Origin of the sequence: Paenibacillus sp. FSL H7-0942, assembly GCF_045040715.1 — a bacterium.
Taxonomy (GTDB): domain Bacteria; phylum Bacillota; class Bacilli; order Paenibacillales; family Paenibacillaceae; genus Paenibacillus; species Paenibacillus amylolyticus.
This window is the reverse complement of sequence record NZ_CP150279.1, coordinates 5,336,845-5,357,212: the sequence shown is the minus strand read 5'-3', so window position 1 is coordinate 5,357,212 and position 20,368 is coordinate 5,336,845. Positions and strand designations below refer to the sequence as shown.

The 20,368-nt window shown below is 46.5% G+C and carries 15 protein-coding genes and 1 riboswitch; of the genes, 12 read left to right on the top strand and 3 right to left on the bottom strand.

Annotated elements, in window-relative coordinates; translation table 11 throughout:
• Window positions 1-93 precede the first annotated feature (93 nt).
• Window positions 94-216: riboswitch (glycine riboswitch) on the bottom strand.
• Between the two features lie 343 nt (window positions 217-559).
• From gcvH to MHI48_RS23560, 5 genes are all read left to right on the top strand, one after another.
• A complete protein-coding gene (gene gcvH, locus MHI48_RS23580; protein ID WP_076329156.1) occupies window positions 560-952 on the top strand; it encodes a glycine cleavage system protein GcvH in 393 nt (130 codons plus the stop codon).
• A 436-nt stretch (window positions 953-1,388) separates the two neighbouring features.
• Window positions 1,389-2,843, top strand: coding sequence for a PTS mannitol transporter subunit IICB (locus tag MHI48_RS23575; protein ID WP_076329155.1), 1,455 nt, complete (start codon window positions 1,389-1,391; stop codon window positions 2,841-2,843).
• A 38-nt stretch (window positions 2,844-2,881) separates the two neighbouring features.
• Window positions 2,882-4,984 (top strand): BglG family transcription antiterminator, encoded by a 2,103-nt coding sequence (locus tag MHI48_RS23570; RefSeq protein ID WP_076329154.1) that lies wholly within the window; start codon window positions 2,882-2,884, stop codon window positions 4,982-4,984.
• The gene (locus tag MHI48_RS23565) at window positions 4,981-5,415 is read left to right on the top strand and encodes a PTS sugar transporter subunit IIA (protein WP_017686856.1); all 435 of its coding nucleotides are present in this window, start codon (window positions 4,981-4,983) and stop codon (window positions 5,413-5,415) included. Before MHI48_RS23570 ends, MHI48_RS23565 begins: the two co-directional genes overlap by 4 nt.
• Window positions 5,412-6,557 (top strand): mannitol-1-phosphate 5-dehydrogenase, encoded by a 1,146-nt coding sequence (locus MHI48_RS23560; RefSeq protein ID WP_076329153.1) that lies wholly within the window; start codon window positions 5,412-5,414, stop codon window positions 6,555-6,557. Before MHI48_RS23565 ends, MHI48_RS23560 begins: the two co-directional genes overlap by 4 nt.
• A gap of 60 nt (window positions 6,558-6,617) precedes the next feature.
• Here MHI48_RS23560 and MHI48_RS23555 read toward each other — a convergent pair whose 3' ends face one another.
• Both MHI48_RS23555 and MHI48_RS23550 read right to left on the bottom strand, forming a co-directional pair.
• Window positions 6,618-6,869 carry a cysteine-rich CWC family protein gene (locus tag MHI48_RS23555; protein ID WP_405141983.1) on the bottom strand — a complete coding sequence of 84 codons (252 nt, stop codon included), beginning with the start codon at window positions 6,867-6,869 and terminating at the stop codon, window positions 6,618-6,620.
• A 139-nt stretch (window positions 6,870-7,008) separates the two neighbouring features.
• Window positions 7,009-9,006 carry an endonuclease MutS2 gene (locus MHI48_RS23550; RefSeq protein WP_405141981.1) on the bottom strand — a complete coding sequence of 666 codons (1,998 nt, stop codon included), beginning with the start codon at window positions 9,004-9,006 and terminating at the stop codon, window positions 7,009-7,011.
• 527 nt (window positions 9,007-9,533) lie between these two features.
• Between MHI48_RS23550 and MHI48_RS23545 the strand changes: the two genes are divergently transcribed.
• The 7 genes from MHI48_RS23545 to MHI48_RS23515 all read left to right on the top strand — a co-directional run bounded on the left by MHI48_RS23545 (window position 9,534) and on the right by MHI48_RS23515 (window position 19,951).
• Window positions 9,534-11,870, top strand: coding sequence for an AraC family transcriptional regulator (locus MHI48_RS23545; protein ID WP_165790022.1), 2,337 nt, complete (start codon window positions 9,534-9,536; stop codon window positions 11,868-11,870).
• Window positions 11,871-12,152: 282 nt separating this feature from the next.
• A complete protein-coding gene (locus tag MHI48_RS23540; protein WP_017686861.1) occupies window positions 12,153-13,106 on the top strand; it encodes a sugar ABC transporter permease in 954 nt (317 codons plus the stop codon).
• 45 nt (window positions 13,107-13,151) lie between these two features.
• Complete coding sequence (locus MHI48_RS23535) at window positions 13,152-14,024, top strand: carbohydrate ABC transporter permease (protein ID WP_036617041.1); 873 nt, start codon at window positions 13,152-13,154, stop codon at window positions 14,022-14,024.
• A gap of 62 nt (window positions 14,025-14,086) precedes the next feature.
• On the top strand, window positions 14,087-15,586 hold the full coding sequence (locus tag MHI48_RS23530) for an extracellular solute-binding protein (RefSeq protein ID WP_405141978.1): 1,500 nt from the start codon (window positions 14,087-14,089) through the stop codon (window positions 15,584-15,586).
• A 24-nt stretch (window positions 15,587-15,610) separates the two neighbouring features.
• Complete coding sequence (locus tag MHI48_RS23525; RefSeq protein WP_405141976.1) at window positions 15,611-16,714, top strand: glycoside hydrolase family 105 protein; 1,104 nt, start codon at window positions 15,611-15,613, stop codon at window positions 16,712-16,714.
• Window positions 16,715-16,822: 108 nt separating this feature from the next.
• A complete protein-coding gene (locus tag MHI48_RS23520) occupies window positions 16,823-18,334 on the top strand; it encodes an extracellular solute-binding protein (RefSeq protein WP_405141974.1) in 1,512 nt (503 codons plus the stop codon).
• 345 nt (window positions 18,335-18,679) lie between these two features.
• On the top strand, window positions 18,680-19,951 hold the full coding sequence (locus tag MHI48_RS23515) for an S-layer homology domain-containing protein (protein ID WP_036617047.1): 1,272 nt from the start codon (window positions 18,680-18,682) through the stop codon (window positions 19,949-19,951).
• A gap of 247 nt (window positions 19,952-20,198) precedes the next feature.
• Here MHI48_RS23515 and MHI48_RS23510 read toward each other — a convergent pair whose 3' ends face one another.
• Window positions 20,199-20,351 (bottom strand): hypothetical protein, encoded by a 153-nt coding sequence (locus MHI48_RS23510; RefSeq protein ID WP_405141972.1) that lies wholly within the window; start codon window positions 20,349-20,351, stop codon window positions 20,199-20,201.
• Between the last annotated feature and the right edge of the window lie 17 nt (window positions 20,352-20,368).

Sequence of the window (20,368 nt, the reverse complement as noted above, 5' to 3'; positions counted from 1 at the left end):
GTACCTGAGAGTTACCCCGCTACGTTGTGCAGCAGGTTTCCCCTTGGGTGATCATAACGCCCGCACAGGGCGAATAGATGCTCTCCAGAGTTGCGTCCCGTAAAAGTCCTTTTGCCTGAGAGATTCACCCCCGCTTATCGGTGGTTTACTCCTTCGGCGTTACCTCATGTACATCCCGAATCGGGTGTCACGGGTAATCTCTCCCTTTACATTCATCCGCGGGTATAACATAGTCCAATAAACACATTTACTCCTCTCATTAAAACGTGAATCCACTACCGATGTCAAGAACGATATCATAGATAATGATTTAAAACCGAATATTTAATTTAGTTTTTATGTTATTGTTCGTGTATTTATAAAGAGTGCGCTTACTATTCTAATATTCACCAGTATATGAAAAAAGAGTGTAATCCGGTTACAGGATTTAGAGGTGTTCAGCAAATAAATTGTGAGGTATCTTGACATTTGATTCAAAAATATCATACGCTATGTTCTGGGAAAAAGGTTAAGGTCAAAGAACGCATGTACTCATTAATGAAAAGCGAGGCGGATATCGATGAGCGAATTGAAAAGTGATTTCCTGTACAGTGAAGAGCACGAATGGGTGCAAACCGTAGGGGAGGATACTGTACGTATTGGCATTACCGAGTTCGCGCAGCATCAGCTGGGTGACATTGTGTTTGTGGAATTGCCTGACCTTGAAACCAATGTAAAAGCAGAAGACAGCATTGGAACGATCGAATCGGTCAAAACGGTTTCGGACTTGTTCTCTCCCGTCACAGGTTCAATTACTGCAGTCAATGATTCGTTGCAGGACTCACCTGAACTTGTGAACAGCTCTCCTTACGAGGAAGGCTGGATGATTGAAATCCGTGTTGAGGGAGATCTGACAGTAGCATTGTCTACATTGATGAATGCAGAAGCGTATCGGAAACATACGGAAGAATAGTATCAACGAACTTGTACTTATTAACATATATTCTATAACCAAATGCAATAAGTTTCATATTGTTTCGACCTGTGTGAGCCGGATGCTTGCACAGGTTTTTTGTGCTTTCCAAAAATGGTTTTGAAGGTGGATTTGAGCAGATTGTGGATGTGAGCAGATTGTGGATGTGAATCGTCTGATTGGACCAAGCTATAGGTTGGAAAATGATTCTGGAAATGATAAAAGTCATAGGCAAGAAAAGCCTTGTGTACCAATGGGTTCAGCCATTATGCATCAATTAAAACGATTACATAACCTAATGTTGTCATCATTGTTCATGACGAAAGTACGCTTTCATTTCATTGAACAGGAGAGCATTCTCGCTTAGGATTACAGCAGGGGAGAAATGATACCCCTTTCATAAATCATAATCACTTGATCCAAGGAGGATAATACAATGAGTAATTTGGACCGATCGTCCAATTCCAAAGGTGGGCTACGGGTTGGTGTTCAGCGTTTTGGCCGATTCCTGAGTGGTATGGTCATGCCAAATATGGGAGCGTTCATCGCCTGGGGATTAATTACGGCTCTGTTCATTCCAACAGGCTGGTTCCCAAACGAGACGCTTGCACAGCTAGTTGATCCGATGATCAAATATTTGCTGCCACTGTTAATTGGTTACACCGGAGGTACGATGGTGCATGGTCAGCGTGGTGGTGTCGTGGGTGCCATTATGACCATCGGGGTCATCGTGGGTAGTGATATCCCGATGTTCCTCGGTGCCATGATTGCCGGACCACTGGCAGCATGGATTATCAAAAAGTTCGATAAATCCATTGAAGGTAAAATTAGAGCCGGATTTGAAATGCTGGTTAACAACTTCTCAGCCGGTATTATTGGCGGAATCTTGGGGATTTTTGCGCTACTGGGCATCGGACCTGCTGTAGAAGCGATTAGCAAAGTATTATCTGCCGGGGTACAAGGGTTAATGAATCTTGGTTTGCTGCCGCTGGTCAACCTAATCATCGAACCAGGTAAAGTATTGTTCCTGAACAATGCAATCAACCACGGGATTCTGACACCGATTGCAACAGATCAAGCGAGAGAATTAGGGAAATCCGTATTATACATGCTTGAATCAAACCCGGGTCCGGGACTTGGTATCTTACTTGCTTACTGTTTCTTCGGACGCGGAATGGCCAAATCTTCTGCACCGGGTGCCGTTATCATTCATTTCTTCGGGGGAATTCATGAGATCTACTTCCCTTACATTCTGATGAGACCGATTCTGATTCTTGCCGCAATTGCGGGTGGCGTCGCAGGTACATTAACATTCATGCTCACCGGAGCAGGACTTGTTTCAGCACCATCACCGGGTAGTATTATCGCGTATTTCTTCTTAACACCAAAAGGTGGGTACCTGCCGATGCTCGCAGGGGTGCTTGTAGCAGCCGTCGTTTCTTTCCTGGTTGCAGCAGTGTTGCTGAAAACGGGTAAACAAAAGGACGAAGATCTGGAGTCCGCATCCAGTCGGATGAAAGACATGAAGAGTCAAGGAACCGTGCCAAACGCTGGTATTACGGCTAATCAACGTGAAGCAGACAGAGCCGCAGATATGGCTTCTTCTACAGTCAAAACAGACGTGAAGAAAATTGTCTTCTCCTGTGATGCAGGCATGGGGTCAAGTGCCATGGGTGCTTCCATTCTACGCAAGAAGATGAAGGCAGAGGGAATTGACGTTACGGTGACCAATACGGCTATCAGTGATATCCCGCCGGATGCAGACGTGGTGATCACACAACAAGTATTGACCGATCGTGCCCGCTCCGTTGCACCGAATGCAGAACATATATCCATCGACAACTTCCTAAAAAGCCCGGAATACGATGCGCTCGTTGAACGTCTAAAGTAATTGCACGCATTTGTTTTCCCTGAGCCGGAGGCTGAGATATGAGTATTACCAAAAGACAACGTGAAATCGTGGAGTTCCTGCTAGAGCATCCACATGAAGTAACTGCCGGCGAAATCGCCGTTGAAGTAAAGGTCAGTACCCGAACGGTTCACCGGGAGCTACAAATGATTGAACAATGGCTTGAACCTTTGGGCATGAGGCTGGAAAAAAAATCAGGAACCGGTATCCGAATCGATGCCAGTTCTCATGATCTGGCTGTATTGCGCCAGCAACTAGAGGGTAAAGAATATGTAGAGTTTACGCCAGAAGAGCGTAAGCTCTTCATGCTTTGCATCCTGCTGGATGAACCGGACCCTGTAAAGTTACTCGCCTTGGCTTCGGATCTGAAAGTGACCGTATCCACCGTAACCACTGATCTGGACGATCTGGAGTCACGGATTCGTCAGGCGGGACTAAAGCTGGTTCGCAGACGTGGATATGGCGTCAAGATTAACGGAAGTGAGACGATTCATCGCACAGCCATAGCTGCACTTGCTCTCGAATTTTTGGATGAGTCGGACCTATTCGGAAGACAGCCAGAACAGGGAGGCTCCATCGTAAACCAAAAATTGTTGGATATGATTGGACACGGTGATGTGCTTACGGTCGAAAATGCATTATGGCAACCAGACATCGAATGGCTGGAGAACATCCCGGAACGCCAATACATGAAGTTGCTGATTCAATTATCCGTAGCGGTTGTACGTATTCGTAAAGGCTTTGGCATTGGTCGTATACCTCCCCTGGAGAACAAGGGAGATGAAGTCGCAGAGCAGGATGAGATGAAGGTTCCACCTTATATGGCTTCCCGCTTGTGTGGTGTGTTATCGACCCAGCTGGGGCTTACATTCTCCCAAGATGAGCAAGCTTATTTTCACAGACTATTAGTTGAGACAGAGCAGCGGATTCATTCTTCGCGGCTGTTGCCAATAGACGATTTAATTTTACTGGACAGGGTACATTCACTGATTGATCAGATGCAGGCGAGAACACATTACGCCTTTCATGAGGATCGTTTGCTTCGTGAAGGTCTGCTTGGTCATATGCAACCTGTCATGGAGCGAATTGAAGGGCAACAGATGATTCGTAATCCGCTACTGCAGCAGATTCGCAAGGATTATGATTCCCTCTTCGAAGAGGTCAAACAATCCGTGCATCAAGCTTGGCCAGGCACAGAGGTTCCGGATGAGGAAATTGGTTTCCTGGTCATGCATTTTGGCGCTTCCATCGAGAGGTTACGTGCACTGAAACGTGAGATCAGGGCAATCATCGTGTGTACAAGCGGAATTGGATCATCACGCATGCTTTCCAGCCGACTATCAAAGGAGATCCCTGAGATTCGGATCATGGACAGCGTGTCCTGGTATGAAGCTGCCCGAATACCTACAGATCAATATGATCTGGTGTTATCCACTGTTGATCTGCCGATGGATGAGCATCAGTATTACAAAGTGAGTCCACTGCTTACGGCAGAAGAGAGCGAGCGTCTGCGTCATTTTATCCGAACAACAACATTACAACGACAGCATAATAAACCCCGTGAAGCCGAGGTTCAGACGACAAGTCGTTACTCGGACCCGGATGGAATGGAAGCTATTTTAGTTGAAATCGTCCGAATTATTGGCAAGTTTCAGGTGTATCCGTTGGATAACCAAGATATCGGTTTCTATAAAACCGTATATGCGATGTGCAACGTACTCCATGGATCTGGTGTGCTGAAGGAACCGGAGGAGGTCGCAAAACGGTTGGAGGCACGTGAGGCAGTGGGGAGTCAGAAGATTCCCGGCACAAGACTTGCGCTGTTTCATACACGCAGTGAGGGAATCTACAGGCCGTCTATTAGTTTGTTTCAACTCACTGAGCCGCTTCTTCGTACGGCGGATGATCCGGCAGGAGTTACCCATGTCCTCTTGATGCTTGGTCCCAGAGAATTATCCAAGGAAAGCCTGGAGGTTCTCAGTGAGATCAGCGCCCTGTTATTACAGGAAGAAATGATTACATTGCTGGAAAAGGGAATCAGGGATGAACTCATTCATTACCTGTCCCAGGAACTGGTAGGATTTTATCGCAGTAAAACCGAAATTGGAGGTCAACCATTATGAGTATGTTAACAACAGATAAAGTCATCATGAATGCGACGGCTCAGGACAAATACGAAGCGATTCGCATGGCAGGGCAGATTCTGAAGGATGCGGGACATATTACCGCTGATTACATTGAGAAGATGATTGAACGTGAAGAGATTGTCTCGACCTATGTAGGGAACGGCCTTGCTATTCCGCATGGTACAAAGGAATCCAAAGCTTTCATTTTATCAACAGGTATCTCTGTCATTCAGTATCCACAAGGTGTTGATTTTGGCGAAGAAAAAGCCTATATGGTCATTGGTATCGCGGCTCAAGGCGGGGAACATATGGAGATCTTGACTAGTATCGCGGTGATCTGTGCTGAGGATGAGAATATGGAGGCCCTGCGTCTGGCGAAAACAGCCGAAGAAGTAATCGCTATTCTGGAAAGTGAAATGGAGCTATGAAGGCCCTACACTTTGGCGCAGGTAACATTGGACGCGGGTTTATCGGCTTGATCCTCTCCCGTGCAGGGTATGAGGTTATTTTCTCCGACGTGAATCAGACCTTGGTAACAGCTCTCCAGCAACGGGGGCAGTATACGGTGGAACTGGCCAACGAAAGCAAGGATCAGGAGACCGTTACAGGTGTAAATGCAATCGATGGAACCCAGCTGGAGACGGTTGCCCAAAACGTGGTGGAAGCTGATCTGATTACAACCGCGGTGGGCTTAGGCGTGCTGAAACATATTGCACCAGGTATTGCAAAGGGACTGGAGAAAAGACTGAATTCCGGTCCTGTTCAAAACCCTCTTCACATTATCGCTTGCGAGAACGCCATTGGAGCCAGTACGCAATTGAAAGAGCATGTATATGCTCTGCTTAATGAAAAGGTACGTTCCCTTGCAGATCAGTTTGTCTATTTTCCAGACTCGGCCGTAGACCGGATTGTGCCTATTCAGCATCATGAAGACCCGTTGCATGTACAGGTGGAGCCTTTTTACGAGTGGGTGGTGGATCGTTCCCAGATGGCTCCTGCATTCAAACCGATTGAGGGCATTGTATATGTCGATGATCTGGAGCCGTATATCGAACGGAAGCTGTTCACTGTTAATACAGGACACTGCGTTGCTGCGTACATCGGTAATGTGCACGGGTATGACACGATTCAGAAGGCTATTGCTGATGAAAAGGTGAAATCCATTGTATACGGCGCTTTGCAGGAAACTGGAAAAGTTCTGGTGAAGCGATTTGCATTCAACCCGGAAGAACATGAGCAGTATATTGTCAAAATATTGGGACGATTCGTAAACCCGTATCTTACCGATGAGGTTACTCGTGTTGGTCGTTCCCCGCTGCGCAAGTTGTCTCCGAATGATCGTCTGGTTCGTCCGGCCCTTCAGGCATATGCGGATGGAACTGATACGACTTATCTGGCTATGGGTATGGCAGCAGCCTGCAAGTTCGATGTCTCCGATGATCCGGAAGCAGTTGAACTACAGGACATGATCCGCGAGAAGGGGATTACAGCTGCCCTCCACCATTATACGTCCATGGATGAGCATCATCCGGTGCTTGAACAGGCTGTTGCCCAGTATAACCAAATGTAAGAGCAGTGGTAGCCAGCTAGCAGTATAGATGAGGCATAATGAAGAAGAGCCATACAGTTGTTAACTGTGTGGCTCTTCTTTTGGTTGGCGTTTATCGGCATATTCGTCCAAACAACGTTGACATATGCACGATTTTCGGCGCTGCTCTGCCGGAATGCGGTCAAATACACCTTCGGGAAAAGTAGCCCGGTTACACCAGCATTCCGAATGAGGATGTCCTGCGGCATAGGAACAGCGATTAGCTTCCCCGCATAATGGGCAGACAAGAACATCGATATGGATGTGCTCTTGATCGTCTTGTTCTGCAGACATTCAGTTCTTCCCTCCCTGTGCAATAGCTACGAGCTGAAGTTAAACATACTGGTCCCAGTATAACAGAAATGTGCCGGTGATTATGGATTTCACTCTGTATATATGACTTCCAGTTCACCACATCTGTTTCTCCCATCGGCTACTCTTCAGACGGTAATTCGATCTGTAGGCCTTCCACATGTTTGCGTCCCATCAATTTACGTTTCTTACGATTTTCCTTTGTTTCTAGCACAATGTCCAAATCATAATCTTCACCTGGATAAAGCTCATTGGCAGATATATGCAGGGTCAGGCGTTTCTTATGGATTTTGACTTTGCGTCCTCGCAGCATGACCCCGATATCTCCACGGCTATCCTCGACATCACAGACGATGCCCGACTGATTGAGATAGGCCGCATACACTCGATCCCCTTTGCGAAAAGTTTTGGCAGGAGAATCCGACTCTCTGGTTGTTGTCTTTTTGTGGAGACCGATTGAATCCTTTGACTGCTTCGGCTGATTCAGCTTGGATAACTCTGCTGGGCCGTCTGCTTCTGCAACGGAACGATCAGGCGTCAGGATCGGTGTTTCCAAAGGAGGTGACGTGAACACGAATGTACGATCTCTTGAAATACTTTGATCTGACAGGGATTTGGATCGCTCGATAATTCGCTGTGGCATGCCCAGCTTTAATGCGATGGAATAAGCATAGCTCTCACCAGCTTCTCCGATACGCAATCGATACAGCGGCTGGAGAGATACGGTATCAAATTCCATACGGGCATTTTCGAATCCTGGTGTGGCAGCTGCAAAATGTTTGATTTCACCAAAATGTGTTGTCGCTACAACGGTTGCTCCGCGGCTGTGAAGTTCCTCCAGCATGGCGATAGAAAGTCCAACACCTTCACCGGGATCTGTGCCGGAAGCCATCTCATCAATGAGCACCAGAGTTGAGGTATCAGCCTGTTCCAGTATGCCAATCATATTGCGAATATGTGCAGAGAATGTACTGAGTGCTTGTTCCAAACTCTGCCCATCACCAATATCAACCGCTACCTCGTTATAAACGGCCATCTCGCCACCTTCTTCCACCGGAATAAGCAAACCGGATTGCATCATCAGGGTTAGCAAACCTAGCGTTTTGAGTGCGATCGTTTTACCCCCGGTATTCGGGCCAGTAATAATGAGCGACGAATACGTTCTGCCGATTGCAAAATCAAGTGGAACCATGGAAGAACCCATGAATGGATGACGTGCACGTTGAAGGCTGATGTGGCCTTGTTTATTGACTCGAACGGTACGCCCATCCATGGTGGCCGCATATTTGGCTTTGGCAAACAGGAAGTCCATTACACCTACCGTTTCGGTGTTCAGAGCGATTTCACGGTTATACGATTCGGCCAGAGAGGTTAAATCACCGAGAATTCTCATCTCCTCTCGGGACTCCTCCGCTTGTAGAGCGGCCAATTCCATCTGTAAACTTACTAATTCAACAGGTTCGATATATACGGTTTGCCTGCTCCCGGATTCATCCAGCACACTGCCTTTCACCTGTTTGCGAAACTCTTTCTTAATGGGCAGGACCGTTCTTCCTCCCCGTTGGCTGATGACATGTTCCTGCATAATGGAGCGATGTTTACTCACCAGAGAATCAAGCTTTCGTTTCATGCGCTCCTCATTCACCGTCATTTTTTTACGAATTCGAATCAATTCTTTGCTTGCCTGATCCTGAATGCGTCCACTATGGATGCAGCGCTCGATCTCACTCAGCAAAGGTTCGATTAGAATCATGGATGCTGCATAACGACTGACGGTGGGAGCGGCCCCGGATTTGCCCTCCATGTATTTCATAAGTTGTGCACAGCTCCGCAGGAACTGAGCGAGATGACTGAAGTCACGTTCACTGAATAGATAACCGGTGCCAAGCAGATCCATAATGGTTTCCATTCCGTCGAGTGAAGGGAGGGGGATACTGGCCCCGAAGCGAATCAATGCAGCAGCTTCTGCTGTTTCTTCCAGGCGAATCTCGATCAGGTGAGCATCTACCATCGGTTTTAGTTCTCTCGCATAACGTTTGCCCAGATAAGACAGGGCGCAGTCTGCAACATTTTTTTGAATTTGTGGATAGCCCAAACTGTTTAATGTGTTCTCATTCATGCGTAATCTCTCCTTGAATTTGAATTGGGATTTCAGTTGACGCGCTGAAACATATTCCTGGAAAACGCAAAAAGGGCGGAGAATGAACAAACGTCATTCTCCGCCCTAAACGTATGGGAAAGCAAAGTCCACTACAGGTCTATATTAAAAAATCCGCGCTGAACTCAGCGCGGAAATAGACCCGGACAATTACAATCCCGGAGGCGATTTATGATATCCGCTGTTCTTAACTAAGTACAGGGATCTGGCGCATCATGAAATACACGTATGCCATATGGGCACAAGCGCAATGAAAGGCCAAACTCCTGAATATGAAACTTGGTTAGTTAAGAACATTCACCGACATTAAAAATCTCTCCTTTGATTGAGGAATATGCAACCAATATAAACTGGAAATTGGTTTGAAGTCAACCTTTAGAATAAATGAGTGGACTTGAATAAGAATGGGTTTTAAAATAACAATAGTAAATTAATCCAATGAAAGCGATTTATTTTAATAAACATACGTATAAAGGAGGATGCTCTTCTTGCCGAAGTATTTACTGCGTTTGCTCTGTTTTACCCTGATCCTCGGAGCCCTTCCGGTCATTGTTATTGGTTCGGTCTCGTATACGATTGCATCACGTGACATTGAACAGAAAGTGCGTGAGAGCAATCTTCAGATATTACATCAGACCCAAATGAGGGTAGAACAAGTTCTGCGCAGCCTGCAATTATCCTCCATCCAGTATGTTAATTCGCCCTTGGTACTACAAGCGATGAAGAAACCACTAGACAGCAGCGAGTTTCAGGAGATTCGTGATCTGACCTCCGGTTTTAACAACTTGCAAGCGGTTACGAACATTGACCAAGCCTATCTGGTTAATCTGGATGAAGATTGGGTCGTTTCGATGCGTTCTTTTGGCAAATTGGATGATTTCAGCATTCGAGACCGAATTGGCTCCTACCTAAGTTATACCAACAGCCTGTTCTGGGTCACTCAGAATGCTAGTTCAGCCAAAGAAAGTGTACCTGTGTCAGCAGGTATGGGTGAACTAACAACCGAACAGGCACCTGCTCTTATATCATCGGATAATGTGGTAAGTATGGTATTCAAAATTCCGATGATACCAACCAATGTGAAACCAAAGGGATTTCTTGTGATTGATATCGCCGATACGGAACTGAGTACCTACTTGAGCCGGAATACGAATTCTGGAGATATGTACGTTCTGGATCGGGAGCAGAAGTATTTTCTGAACGATATGCAGCAAGGCGGAAAATATGACGCGCTGAATAAGGAAATTCAGGAAATGGTGCAAACGACGGGCCAGCCAGAGGGTTTCTTCAGTGCGGAGGTGGAAGGTAATCAAGTGGCAGTTAGTTATAGGCAATCTCCGCTCAATGGCTGGTTATACGTGTCCGTTGTATCTCTTGGACAGATCACGGCCCAGTCACAGAAAATTGCATTGGTTACCGGTATCGCTACACTGGTCATGTTATGTGTAACGGGATTGTTCGCCATATACGGCAGTCGGCGGATGTACTCACCGATCTCCAGACTGCTGCAATTTACGAAGGGGTTGGATTCCCCAGTTGCTCCGTCAGGACGTCGTCAGGATGAATTTATCTATATTGAGGAGCAATTGTCAACCTTGTTCAGTTCGGAGAAAACGATGCGTGAGCAGATGAAGGGGCAGCACGTGCACCTCCAGGAGTTTTTTATGACCAAACTGCTGACAGGTAAAATCTCGGAAGAAGATTTCAGATATCAGGGAGAATTGTACGATTTCCCGACAGGGTGGGCGAGTCTTGGTGTACTCATGCTCCAGATCGATACCTTGGAAGGGACCCGATATGAGGAACAGGATCGCGATCTGCTGCTGTTTGCTGTCAACAATATGGTAGGTGAGCTCCTTCCTTCGGCAGTTCGGTTCACCCCGGTCATGCTGGATGATGCTCAGGTCACCGTACTTGCCTCCGAACTGACGGATGAGGTGCAGCTGAAGGAATGGATGCATACCCAGGCAGACTGGATTCGTGAACGTGTCGTAACTTATCTTAATCTGCCCGTAAGTATCGGCATCAGTCGTTCTTACGCTTGTATCGGAGATACGCCAAGAGCGGTTCAGGAGAGCCGCGAGGCTCTGCAAGGTCGGGTCAGTCTGGGCAGCCGTATTATTTTGCATTACGAGGATATTCAGCCCCGTGGTCAGATGGAGGCTGCGTTGTATACCCAGTTACGTATGATAGAGGATCAGCTTGCGTCTGCGCTCAAGCAAGGAGATGAGGAGAAGACGGACGCCTACTTTAAGCAATATTTGGGGCTGCTTGCAGACAAAAAGCTTCATTTCAGTGAATACCCCGTCATTATGGTTCAGTTATTGTCTCGTGTATATCAGCTTGTGCAGGAGCAAGGTGGAGATGTAGCCGAAGTACTGGGTGAAAAAGCATCCATGTCACATTTGCTGAAGTTGTCCACATTGGACGAAATGACCAATTGGTTCCGCAAGCGGCTGTTCCTGCCCGTCATTCGTTTCTGGCGAGAGCAGGAAGAATCCCAATACATGAATATTGCGAGACGTATGATTCGTTTGATCGAGGAACGTTATGATCGTGAATTGTCGCTGGAAGCCTGTGCCGCTGAGCTTAATTTTCACCCTGTCTACCTAAGTCGGGTATTCAAGAAGGAAGCTGGAGTCAATTTTACGGAATATCTCGCAGAGTATCGTATGGAAAAAGCAAAGACATGGCTGCAAACAACAAATCTTAAAATATCGGAGATTGCCGAGAAATTAAACTATACCAACCCAACCGCATTTATCCGTACGTTTCGCAAAATCACAGGAACCACCCCCGGCAAGTACCGGGAGCAGCAGCGATAAAACAAACCTGCTCTGCCCGCCATGGCAGGCAGGCTTTTTTATGTTTGGATGAAGGAAGAAGACCACTTTTCTCTATGAAGTTAAGACAGGAATATAGAGGTTGAAAGCAGTTCATTGCGCCTTTGAACTCTGTGATGTAAATGAGCTAAACCGTTGCTACATAAGGAAAAACAAAAGGCTAAAACGAGACGATAGCCAGTCATTCGTTTATCCTCCACAATGAAGACATGAATTCAGGAAGTGATATTTTGTAATCGTTTCCAATGTGGGGAGGAAGACAATATGAAAGCCGAAACGGCGGCTCGAACACGGCCCGCTACCCGCAGTGACAAAAACCTGCTGTGGAGGGACATTATCAAAAACCGGTGGCTGTATATCATGTTAATACCGGGTGTGCTTTACTTTGTTATTTTCAAATACATACCCATGTATGGCATCACGATGGCTTTTCAGGATTACACGCCTTACAAGGGCATCTTGGGAAGTGACTGGGTAGGGTTCAAACATTTCCAGCGTTTCTTCGGAGAACCGCAGTTCTGGACATTATTTCGAAATACGTTTTTGCTTGCCATTTATAACATCGTGTTCTTTTTCCCACTGCCGATTGTACTAGCACTGATGATGAATGAAGTTCGCCGTGAACGATTCAAACGATTTGTACAAACTCTTGTTTACGTTCCACACTTTGTTTCCTGGGTTGTTGTTGTCGGTGTGTTCTACATGCTGTTCACAACCGAGGGTGGTGCGATTAATGAATTGCTCTATAACCTGACTGGGCAAAAAGTGGCGTTCCTGCTTGAACCCGGTTGGTTCCGAACGATGATTGTCGGACAATCCATCTGGAAAGAAGTTGGTTGGGGCACAATTATCTTCCTGGCGGCGCTCTCCGGTGTTGATACACAGCTCTATGAAGCTGCACGGATTGATGGTGCCAATCGGTGGCGCCAAACCTGGCACATTACGTTGCCGGCCATTCGCAGTACCATCGTCATTTTGCTCATTCTGCGTCTGGGCAATTTCCTGGATACAGGTTTTGAACAGATCTTCCTGATGCTAACTCCGACAAACCGGGATGTGGGCGAGGTATTTGATACCTACGTGTACACGAAGGGTCTTACCCAGGCACAGTACAGTTATAGTGCTGCTGTCGGGTTGTTCAAATCGGTTGTCGGGCTGGCGCTTGTTCTTGGTGCCAATACGCTGGCCAAAAAATTCGGGGAGGAAGGCGTCTACTAACCCTCGGGAGTAGACGTTCTTCACCAGACAGGAGTGAACATTAAAATGCAACAGGATAAAACGTGGGGCAACCGGATCTTTGATTTTCTCAATCACGGCTTGCTGCTGTTGATTGGAATCGTGACGGTCATCCCGTTCATTTATATTTTGGCTGTCTCATTTACCAGTCCGCATGAAGTGGCTAAGGGAGGATTCATTCTTTTTCCAAAAGAGTTCTCTCTGGCTGCGTACCGTTACATTTTCTCTACAGATACCTTGATTCGCAGTCTGGGTGTATCGGTCTATATTACGGTGATCGGTACCTTCATTAACCTGCTGTTTACATCACTTATGGCGTATCCGCTCTCTAGAAGATATTTGCGTGGACGCCAGCCCATTTTGCTGGGTGTATTGTTCACGATGCTCTTCAGTGGCGGAATGATTCCAACATACTTTGTCGTGAAATCTTTGCATCTGACGGATACGTTATGGTCGCTGATGCTGCCTACTGCTATAAGTGCATTTAACTTGATCGTACTGAAAAACTTTTTCCAGGCCATTCCCGACGAACTGGAGGATGCAGCCAAAATTGATGGATGTAACGATGTCAGCGTATTGTTCCGGATTGTACTGCCGTTGTCCATGCCAGCCATGGCGACATTTTCACTCTTTTACGCGGTGGCCCACTGGAACAGTTTCTTCAGCGCTGTTATCTATATCAACGATAGTGAGAAGTGGCCTGTCCAAGTCTGGCTACGTGAGATTGTCATTCTGGCACAGAGCCGAATCGGAGACACAAGTATCGAAGAGACCGAGATCCAGCCGCTTACCATTCGCATGGCCGTTATCGTGTTCTCCACGATCCCGATTATGCTGGTATACCCATTCCTGCAAAAGCACTTTGCAAAAGGAGTGATGCTGGGTTCGGTGAAAGGTTGAGTCGGCACATGGTTCGAAGTCAGTTCAGTATGACTGCATAAAAAAAGGGAGGTTTTCATGTTATGAAAGCAACAAAAAAGAAAGCCGTAGCTGTCTTGAGCACACTGGCACTGGTGACAGGTTTGCTGGCAGGATGCGGATCAGACGAGGGTCAGGCTGCCGAGGGCGGCGTACAAAATGTGTCCATAGCCATTGCACAGGTGGGTGATGTGCCAAGCAAAGGCAATGAAGTTCAGCAAAAGATTGAAGCGTATACCAATACCAAACTGGATATCCAGTGGATTCCGGCTTCGGCCTATAATGACAAAATTAACGTAATGATCGCTTCAAGCGATATGCCAAAAATTGTGAAAGTGCAATATAACCCAACGGTGACCAGCGCGATGCGTAATGACGTGTTCTGGGAAGTGGGGCCTTTGCTGAAAGACTACAAAAATCTGTCGGCACAGAACGAGCGTTTTTTTGACAACATCAAGGTAGAGGGCAAAATCTACGGGGTTCCTGTATTCTCTGATATTGCGCGGGCTACGGTAATCTATCGCAAGGATTGGTTCGAGAAGCTGAATCTCAAGGTGCCAGCCACACCGGATGAATGGTATGAAACGATTAAAACACTGGCAACCTCCGATCCGGATGGAGATGGTCAGGATAATACGTTTGGACTAATGCTTTTCAAAAAATATAATGAGGATCAATACTCCTTCACAACGCGCCTTGGCGTAAGTTTTGGTGCACCTAACAAGTGGAAGGTCGAAGATGATGGCAGCTTCACGCCGGAATTCATGACACCGGAATATATGAAGGTGCTGGATCTGCTGAAACGTTTGTACGATGAGAAACTGCTAAATCAAGATTTTGCCGTATTCGACTCTACGGAAGCGGAGAAAAAGTATGATTCCGGTGTTGTTGGTATCCGTGTTGGTGTTGCGCAGAACGGAAAAAGTCAGCAAGAGCGTCTGTCCAAAAACAATCCGGATGGTGTGGTAGACATCGCTGGTTTGCTTGGCGCGAACGGAGATCGTGTTGCAGGACAGACGGGTAACTCCGGGATTCTGGCATTCCCTAAATCAACGGTGAAATCGGAAGAAGAACTCAAAAACCTGCTCTCCTTCCTGGATAAACTGATGGACCCTGAGATGGCGACCCTGTTGATGCGTGGTATGGAAGACAAACATTACACCAAAGTGGGCGAAGATCAGGTGGAGATGAGTGACTTCGATGCATTCCAGCGTGAAGTGAAGCCTTACCGTGACAACCTTCCTTATGTCGAAGGGTATAACGTACCGAAATTGAAGGATACCGAACTGGGTGAAAAAGGTACTGCACTTGCCAAGGAACTGGCGGAGCACGCTGTGCCAAACCCTGCGCTGACGTTATATTCTCCAACGTATGGTGACCGTGGGGCAGACCTGGATCAGGTGATTGCCGATGCACAAACCAAATACATTATGGGCAAGATCGATCAAAGTGGCTGGGAGAAGGAAATCGAGAATTGGGGCAATGCGGGTGGAAACAAGATTCGTGAGGAATATGCCGAAGATTATAAAAAACAGGCTCAATAAGGAGCCGGAAGCGGAGGCTTGATTATGAAGGAAACAATGCAATTCACATCCGTGCGCATGGCACAGCAGTTCATGGAAAGTTATCGCAACCATGAGCTGTATTCCACTTGGCATTATGAGAACGGCTGCTTACTGAAAGCGCTGGAGGAGCTGTATACGCACACGGGGGAGCAAAAGTATTTTGACTATATCCGTGAGCTGATGGATCATTTTGTTCAGGAAGATGGCTCCATTCGCTCCTATACAATCGAGGAATATAATCTGGATCAGATCAATCAGGGGAAATCACTATTCCTGTTGCATGAGAAAACGGGAGAAGAGAAGTATCGCAAAGCTGCGGAGTTGCTTATGACTCAGCTTAAGGGACAGCCACATACGAGTGAAGGCGGGTTCTGGCACAAAAAGATTTACCCTTTCCAGATGTGGCTGGATGGATTGTACATGGCTACTCCGTATCTGACCCAGTATGGCGCAGTGACGGGTGAAGAGAAGTGGTTTGACAAGGCGGCTCTGCAGCTCTTGCTGGTGGAGCAACGTACACGTGATCCGCGTAGCGGTCTCTTGTACCATGCCTGGGATGAGAGCAAAGAGCAGCGCTGGAGTTCGGGTGAGACGGGATGTTCACCACATGTCTGGAGTCGGGCGATGGGCTGGTATGTGATGGCGGTTGTGGATACCTTGGATTATCTGCCAGTAGATCATCCGCAACGGGGGCAGATTGTGGGTATCTTCGAACGGGTAGCAAACGCACTATTGCATGTACAGGATCAACAGACCGGACTATGGCCACATTTGTTGGATCAACCGGGACGTGAGCGGAACTATCTGGAGGCTTCCGGGACCTCAATGTTTGTCTATGCATTGGCCAAAGGTGTGCGTAAAGGATATCTGAGTGGCAAGTTCAAAGCGGTTGCGGAAAAAGGGTATCAGGGTCTGCTACAGCATCTGCTGCAAACGGACCGTGAAGGCGTACTGTCCTTGACGCAGTGTAACGGCGGAGCCGGTCTTGGAGGAAGCCCGTATCGTGACGGGTCCTATGAGTATTATGTGACCGAGTCCATTCGGATCAATGATCCAAAGTCGGTCGCTCCGTTCATTTTGGCGGGAGTGGAGATTGAACTGGCGTAATGCTGGTTCTTCTTTTTAGAACACTTATGATAGCGCATACATGGTTGGTTTGAGTAAAGTGAGGCAAGATTGCTGAACAATTTGGCTATCAAAAAGGAGAGATGGTTCATGAGTCCAAAAGGTCCAATGTCCCGTTTAGGCGGAATCGTTGTAATTGGTGCAATGTCCGCTGGATTGCTTGCAGGTTGCGGGGGAGAAAAAGCACCTGCTGCAGGGGAAGGTAAACTTCCCATTTCCATCTCTTTAATGCAGGTAGGAGATATACCGGCCAAGGAGAACGGGATTGAAAAGAAGATTGAGGAATATACAAATACGGATGTCAATGTACAGTGGATTCCGCAGTCTGCTTTTGATGATAAGGTGAATGTTATGGTTGCTTCAGGCGAGATGCCGACCATTATGCGTGTGAATTATGTACCGACCACATTTAATGCCGCCAAAACGGGACTGTTCTGGGAACTGGGGCCTTACTTGAAGGATTATAAGAACCTGTCTGTCCAATCCGAAGCTTATTTTAACAATATCAAAATTGAAGGCAAGGTCTACGGTATTCCGAACTTCCGGGATATTGGACGGACTGCGATCGTATATCGCAAGGACTGGTTTGATACGTTGAAGCTGGATATACCAAAAACGCTGGATGACTGGTATGAAGTGATGCGCTCTATTCGTAAGGATGACCCTGACGGGAATGGTAAGGAAGATACGTACGGTGCACTGCTTTTCAAAAAGTATAATGAGGGTGTCTCGTCCCCACTGACGCGGATTGCTGTAAGTATTGGGGGCGTCAACAAATGGGGTGTGGATGATGCCGGGAAACTGACCCCGGAGTTCTTGACCACCGAATATGTGGATACAATGAAGCTCTTCAAGCGACTGTTCAGCGAGGGACTGATTAATAGTGATTTCCCTGCCTTGGACCCTTCTGATGCGGACAAAAAAATGGATTCCGGCTTAGTTGGCATGAAGCTTAACGGTGTGGCTCAGAACGGAAAGTCCTCTCAGCAGCGGCTTACACCTAACGCTCCGGATGGAGAAATTGATGTAGCTCCGTTCCAGGGAACCGACGGTATTCGAATCGCCGGTGAGCCAGGAAACTATGGAATGCTAGTCATCCCGAAGGCATCCGTAACGGATGAGGAGCAATTGAAGCAGGTTCTCACGTTCCTGGATCAGTTGATGGATGAGGAATTGAGCGCTTTGCAGCTCCGTGGATTGCTCGATGTGCACTACACCAAGACTGCTGATGGGAAAACCGAACTTAAGGATTTTGACGCTTATCAGCGTGAAGTGAAGCCATACCGGGATAATCTGTTAAGTATTGAAGGTTATAATGTGCCTGAACTGGTCGATGTTCCGATTGGTATGAAAGGTACAAAGATGGCGCGTGAGAATGAGCAGTATGCCATTGCCAATCCGGCACTCACCTTGTCTTCGGCGATCTATACCGAGCGTGGTCAGGAGTTGGATCAGATGATCTGGGATGCGCAGACCAAGTACATTATGGGTAAAATCGATGATGCAGGTTGGGAGCAGGAAATCGCAAGCTGGAGAAAAGCCGGTGGTGATCAATTGATCACGGAATTGGAAGCATCCTACAAAGAATTAAACGGAAAATAAAGCTGGGGGAAATAAAAAAGGTTGATCAAATGGAATGATATGGTTTATTCTATGAGTGAGTTCATTTTTCAATATCATAAGAAAGACCACACCCTTAAAGCATAAGGCTATGAATCTGCGGATTCATAGCCTTTTTTTGTGTTTTAGGCGAATGAAGTGGGTCTATGGAAGGAGGGGCGCACGCCTTGAAGTGATGGGGATGGACGAAAAATAATACCAATAGCCTAGTACAACATGGTAGAATATTGATTATTATGGCAAATTTAGGTTTTGGTTATGAAGAGAAGTAACTAGGTTGACCAAGCAAAGCATCCCCATACTAAGGTACATAGGAGCGTGAGTAGATTGAAGAAGCAGATCAAAGGACACGAGAAGAAGAAAAAACGGAACGGTTGGATCGTCGGGTTGTTAACGACAGCTGTATTGGCAGGAACACTATTGCCCGTTGGACCCGTACATCTGACGTCAACAGCGAATGCCGCATCGGGAACAAGTGACACTGCCCTTAGCAAGTTCAAGGATATCAAAGGCCACTGGGCTCAAGCAACGATTGCCAAAGCGTATGAAAAAAAACTGATCTCTGGTTACCAAGACGGAACGTTTCGTCCTAATGGCAAAATCACGCGTGGGGAATATGCGACCATACTTGCCCGTGCGACTGGACTGGAGAAGGTAGAGGGACAGAATCCCTTTGCTGATCTCAAGGGACATTGGTCTGAAGCGGCGGTTAGCCAACTTGTCGGACAAGGATTCATTAACACTGATGATTATGCCAAAGGGTTCAATCCGAATGCGGAACTGAAGCGTTACGAGATGATGAAATGGATTGCCAATGGACTGATTAAGTCCGGGAGCAGCTTTCAGGATGCTTTTAACGATACAAAAAATACGCTGCTCCCCACACCGGAAGTGAACCGCGGCACCATTCGTGCTGAGCAGATTCCGTATCTTGCCCTTGTCCGTGGGACAGGCATTGTCGGTGGATTCCAGGATGGCACATTGAAACCTGCAGATTCCACCACTCGTGCAGAAGTATCGGCCATTTTACTGCGTTATATGGATGTGGAGGGCACGGATGCGGGGAAGTACAGTGATCTGAATGAGATGAGAGAGGTCGGCACGACGGGTACGAATTTAACGACTATTAGTAATTATTTTTATACTAAGAACTCAGTCAAAGTAAGTGATATATCGAAAGGAGATATAAAACTTTCTAACAAATCAGGAGTGCTTACACTTCATAGGTTTATTGTGGTGAAGGTTCAGAATGGTAAACCTCAAGGAGTATATAGCAAACTTTTTGTAGAACCCAATATTTCGAGTGGCGATTATTATCTAACATTTGCTGATTTATCTTTTATATCAAATACAGATAAGTCAGATTTGATTACCTACAGTGGTGGTTTAAATAACGGATTACTAAGTTTTAGACGTCTAGATTTAGAATTTGCTGATAAGAACGGATTCAAAACTATTCCTAATAGCCCTAAAGAACTCATCATAAAAGGGAAAAAGGTTAGATTTTGGACAAGGTCAACTCTAGATTTCAAAAATGGATCGTATCATGTTAAAGCTGAAGATGTAGGAGAAATGAAAATACAAAATATGTACCAGTAGTGAGGTGATAGCAAGTCTATGAGAAAACGAATGCGGCTGTCCGTATTCATTTGGTCGAGAACATTGCTTGTATTATTCATTATAAGTTCTTACGTGATTGGGCTATCTATAAATGATTTTGTTTACGCTGCTGCTAACGATCCGTACGGTCCAAAATCTATGAAAAGTCCTATTCTAAAATCTATTCAAGCTGAAAAGACAGTTGGTACACCTGGAGTTTACTGGTATCAAACTGATGATGGGAGATTTAGAGCAGATCACAGTGGTGGTCCAACGTATTCAAACAATGCAGGAAGTTGTACAACCCCTTATCCTGCTTTGAAAGAGGTACCGGATAGTGTTGACTTTTCACGATGGCCTGCGGTTTCTTGGCCTCAATATAACGGAAATACGCTAACATCCTCTAGTTTTAAGGAA

Excerpts from the sequence above, each read along its gene's own strand:
- gcvH (WP_076329156.1), top strand. The coding sequence starts at position 560 with ATGAGCGAATTGAAAAGTGATTTCCTGTACAGTGAAGAGCACGAATGG.
- MHI48_RS23575 (WP_076329155.1), top strand. The coding sequence starts at position 1,389 with ATGAGTAATTTGGACCGATCGTCCAATTCCAAAGGTGGGCTACGGGTT.
- MHI48_RS23570 (WP_076329154.1), top strand. The coding sequence starts at position 2,882 with ATGAGTATTACCAAAAGACAACGTGAAATCGTGGAGTTCCTGCTAGAG.
- MHI48_RS23565 (WP_017686856.1), top strand. The coding sequence starts at position 4,981 with ATGAGTATGTTAACAACAGATAAAGTCATCATGAATGCGACGGCTCAG.
- MHI48_RS23560 (WP_076329153.1), top strand. The coding sequence starts at position 5,412 with ATGAAGGCCCTACACTTTGGCGCAGGTAACATTGGACGCGGGTTTATC.
- MHI48_RS23555 (WP_405141983.1), bottom strand. The coding sequence starts at position 6,869 with ATGTCTGCAGAACAAGACGATCAAGAGCACATCCATATCGATGTTCTT.
- MHI48_RS23550 (WP_405141981.1), bottom strand. The coding sequence starts at position 9,006 with ATGAATGAGAACACATTAAACAGTTTGGGCTATCCACAAATTCAAAAA.
- MHI48_RS23540 (WP_017686861.1), top strand. The coding sequence starts at position 12,153 with ATGAAAGCCGAAACGGCGGCTCGAACACGGCCCGCTACCCGCAGTGAC.
- MHI48_RS23535 (WP_036617041.1), top strand. The coding sequence starts at position 13,152 with ATGCAACAGGATAAAACGTGGGGCAACCGGATCTTTGATTTTCTCAAT.
- MHI48_RS23530 (WP_405141978.1), top strand. The coding sequence starts at position 14,087 with ATGAAAGCAACAAAAAAGAAAGCCGTAGCTGTCTTGAGCACACTGGCA.
- MHI48_RS23525 (WP_405141976.1), top strand. The coding sequence starts at position 15,611 with ATGAAGGAAACAATGCAATTCACATCCGTGCGCATGGCACAGCAGTTC.
- MHI48_RS23520 (WP_405141974.1), top strand. The coding sequence starts at position 16,823 with ATGAGTCCAAAAGGTCCAATGTCCCGTTTAGGCGGAATCGTTGTAATT.
- MHI48_RS23510 (WP_405141972.1), bottom strand. The coding sequence starts at position 20,351 with ATGTTAGCGTATTTCCGTTATATTGAGGCCAAGAAACCGCAGGCCATC.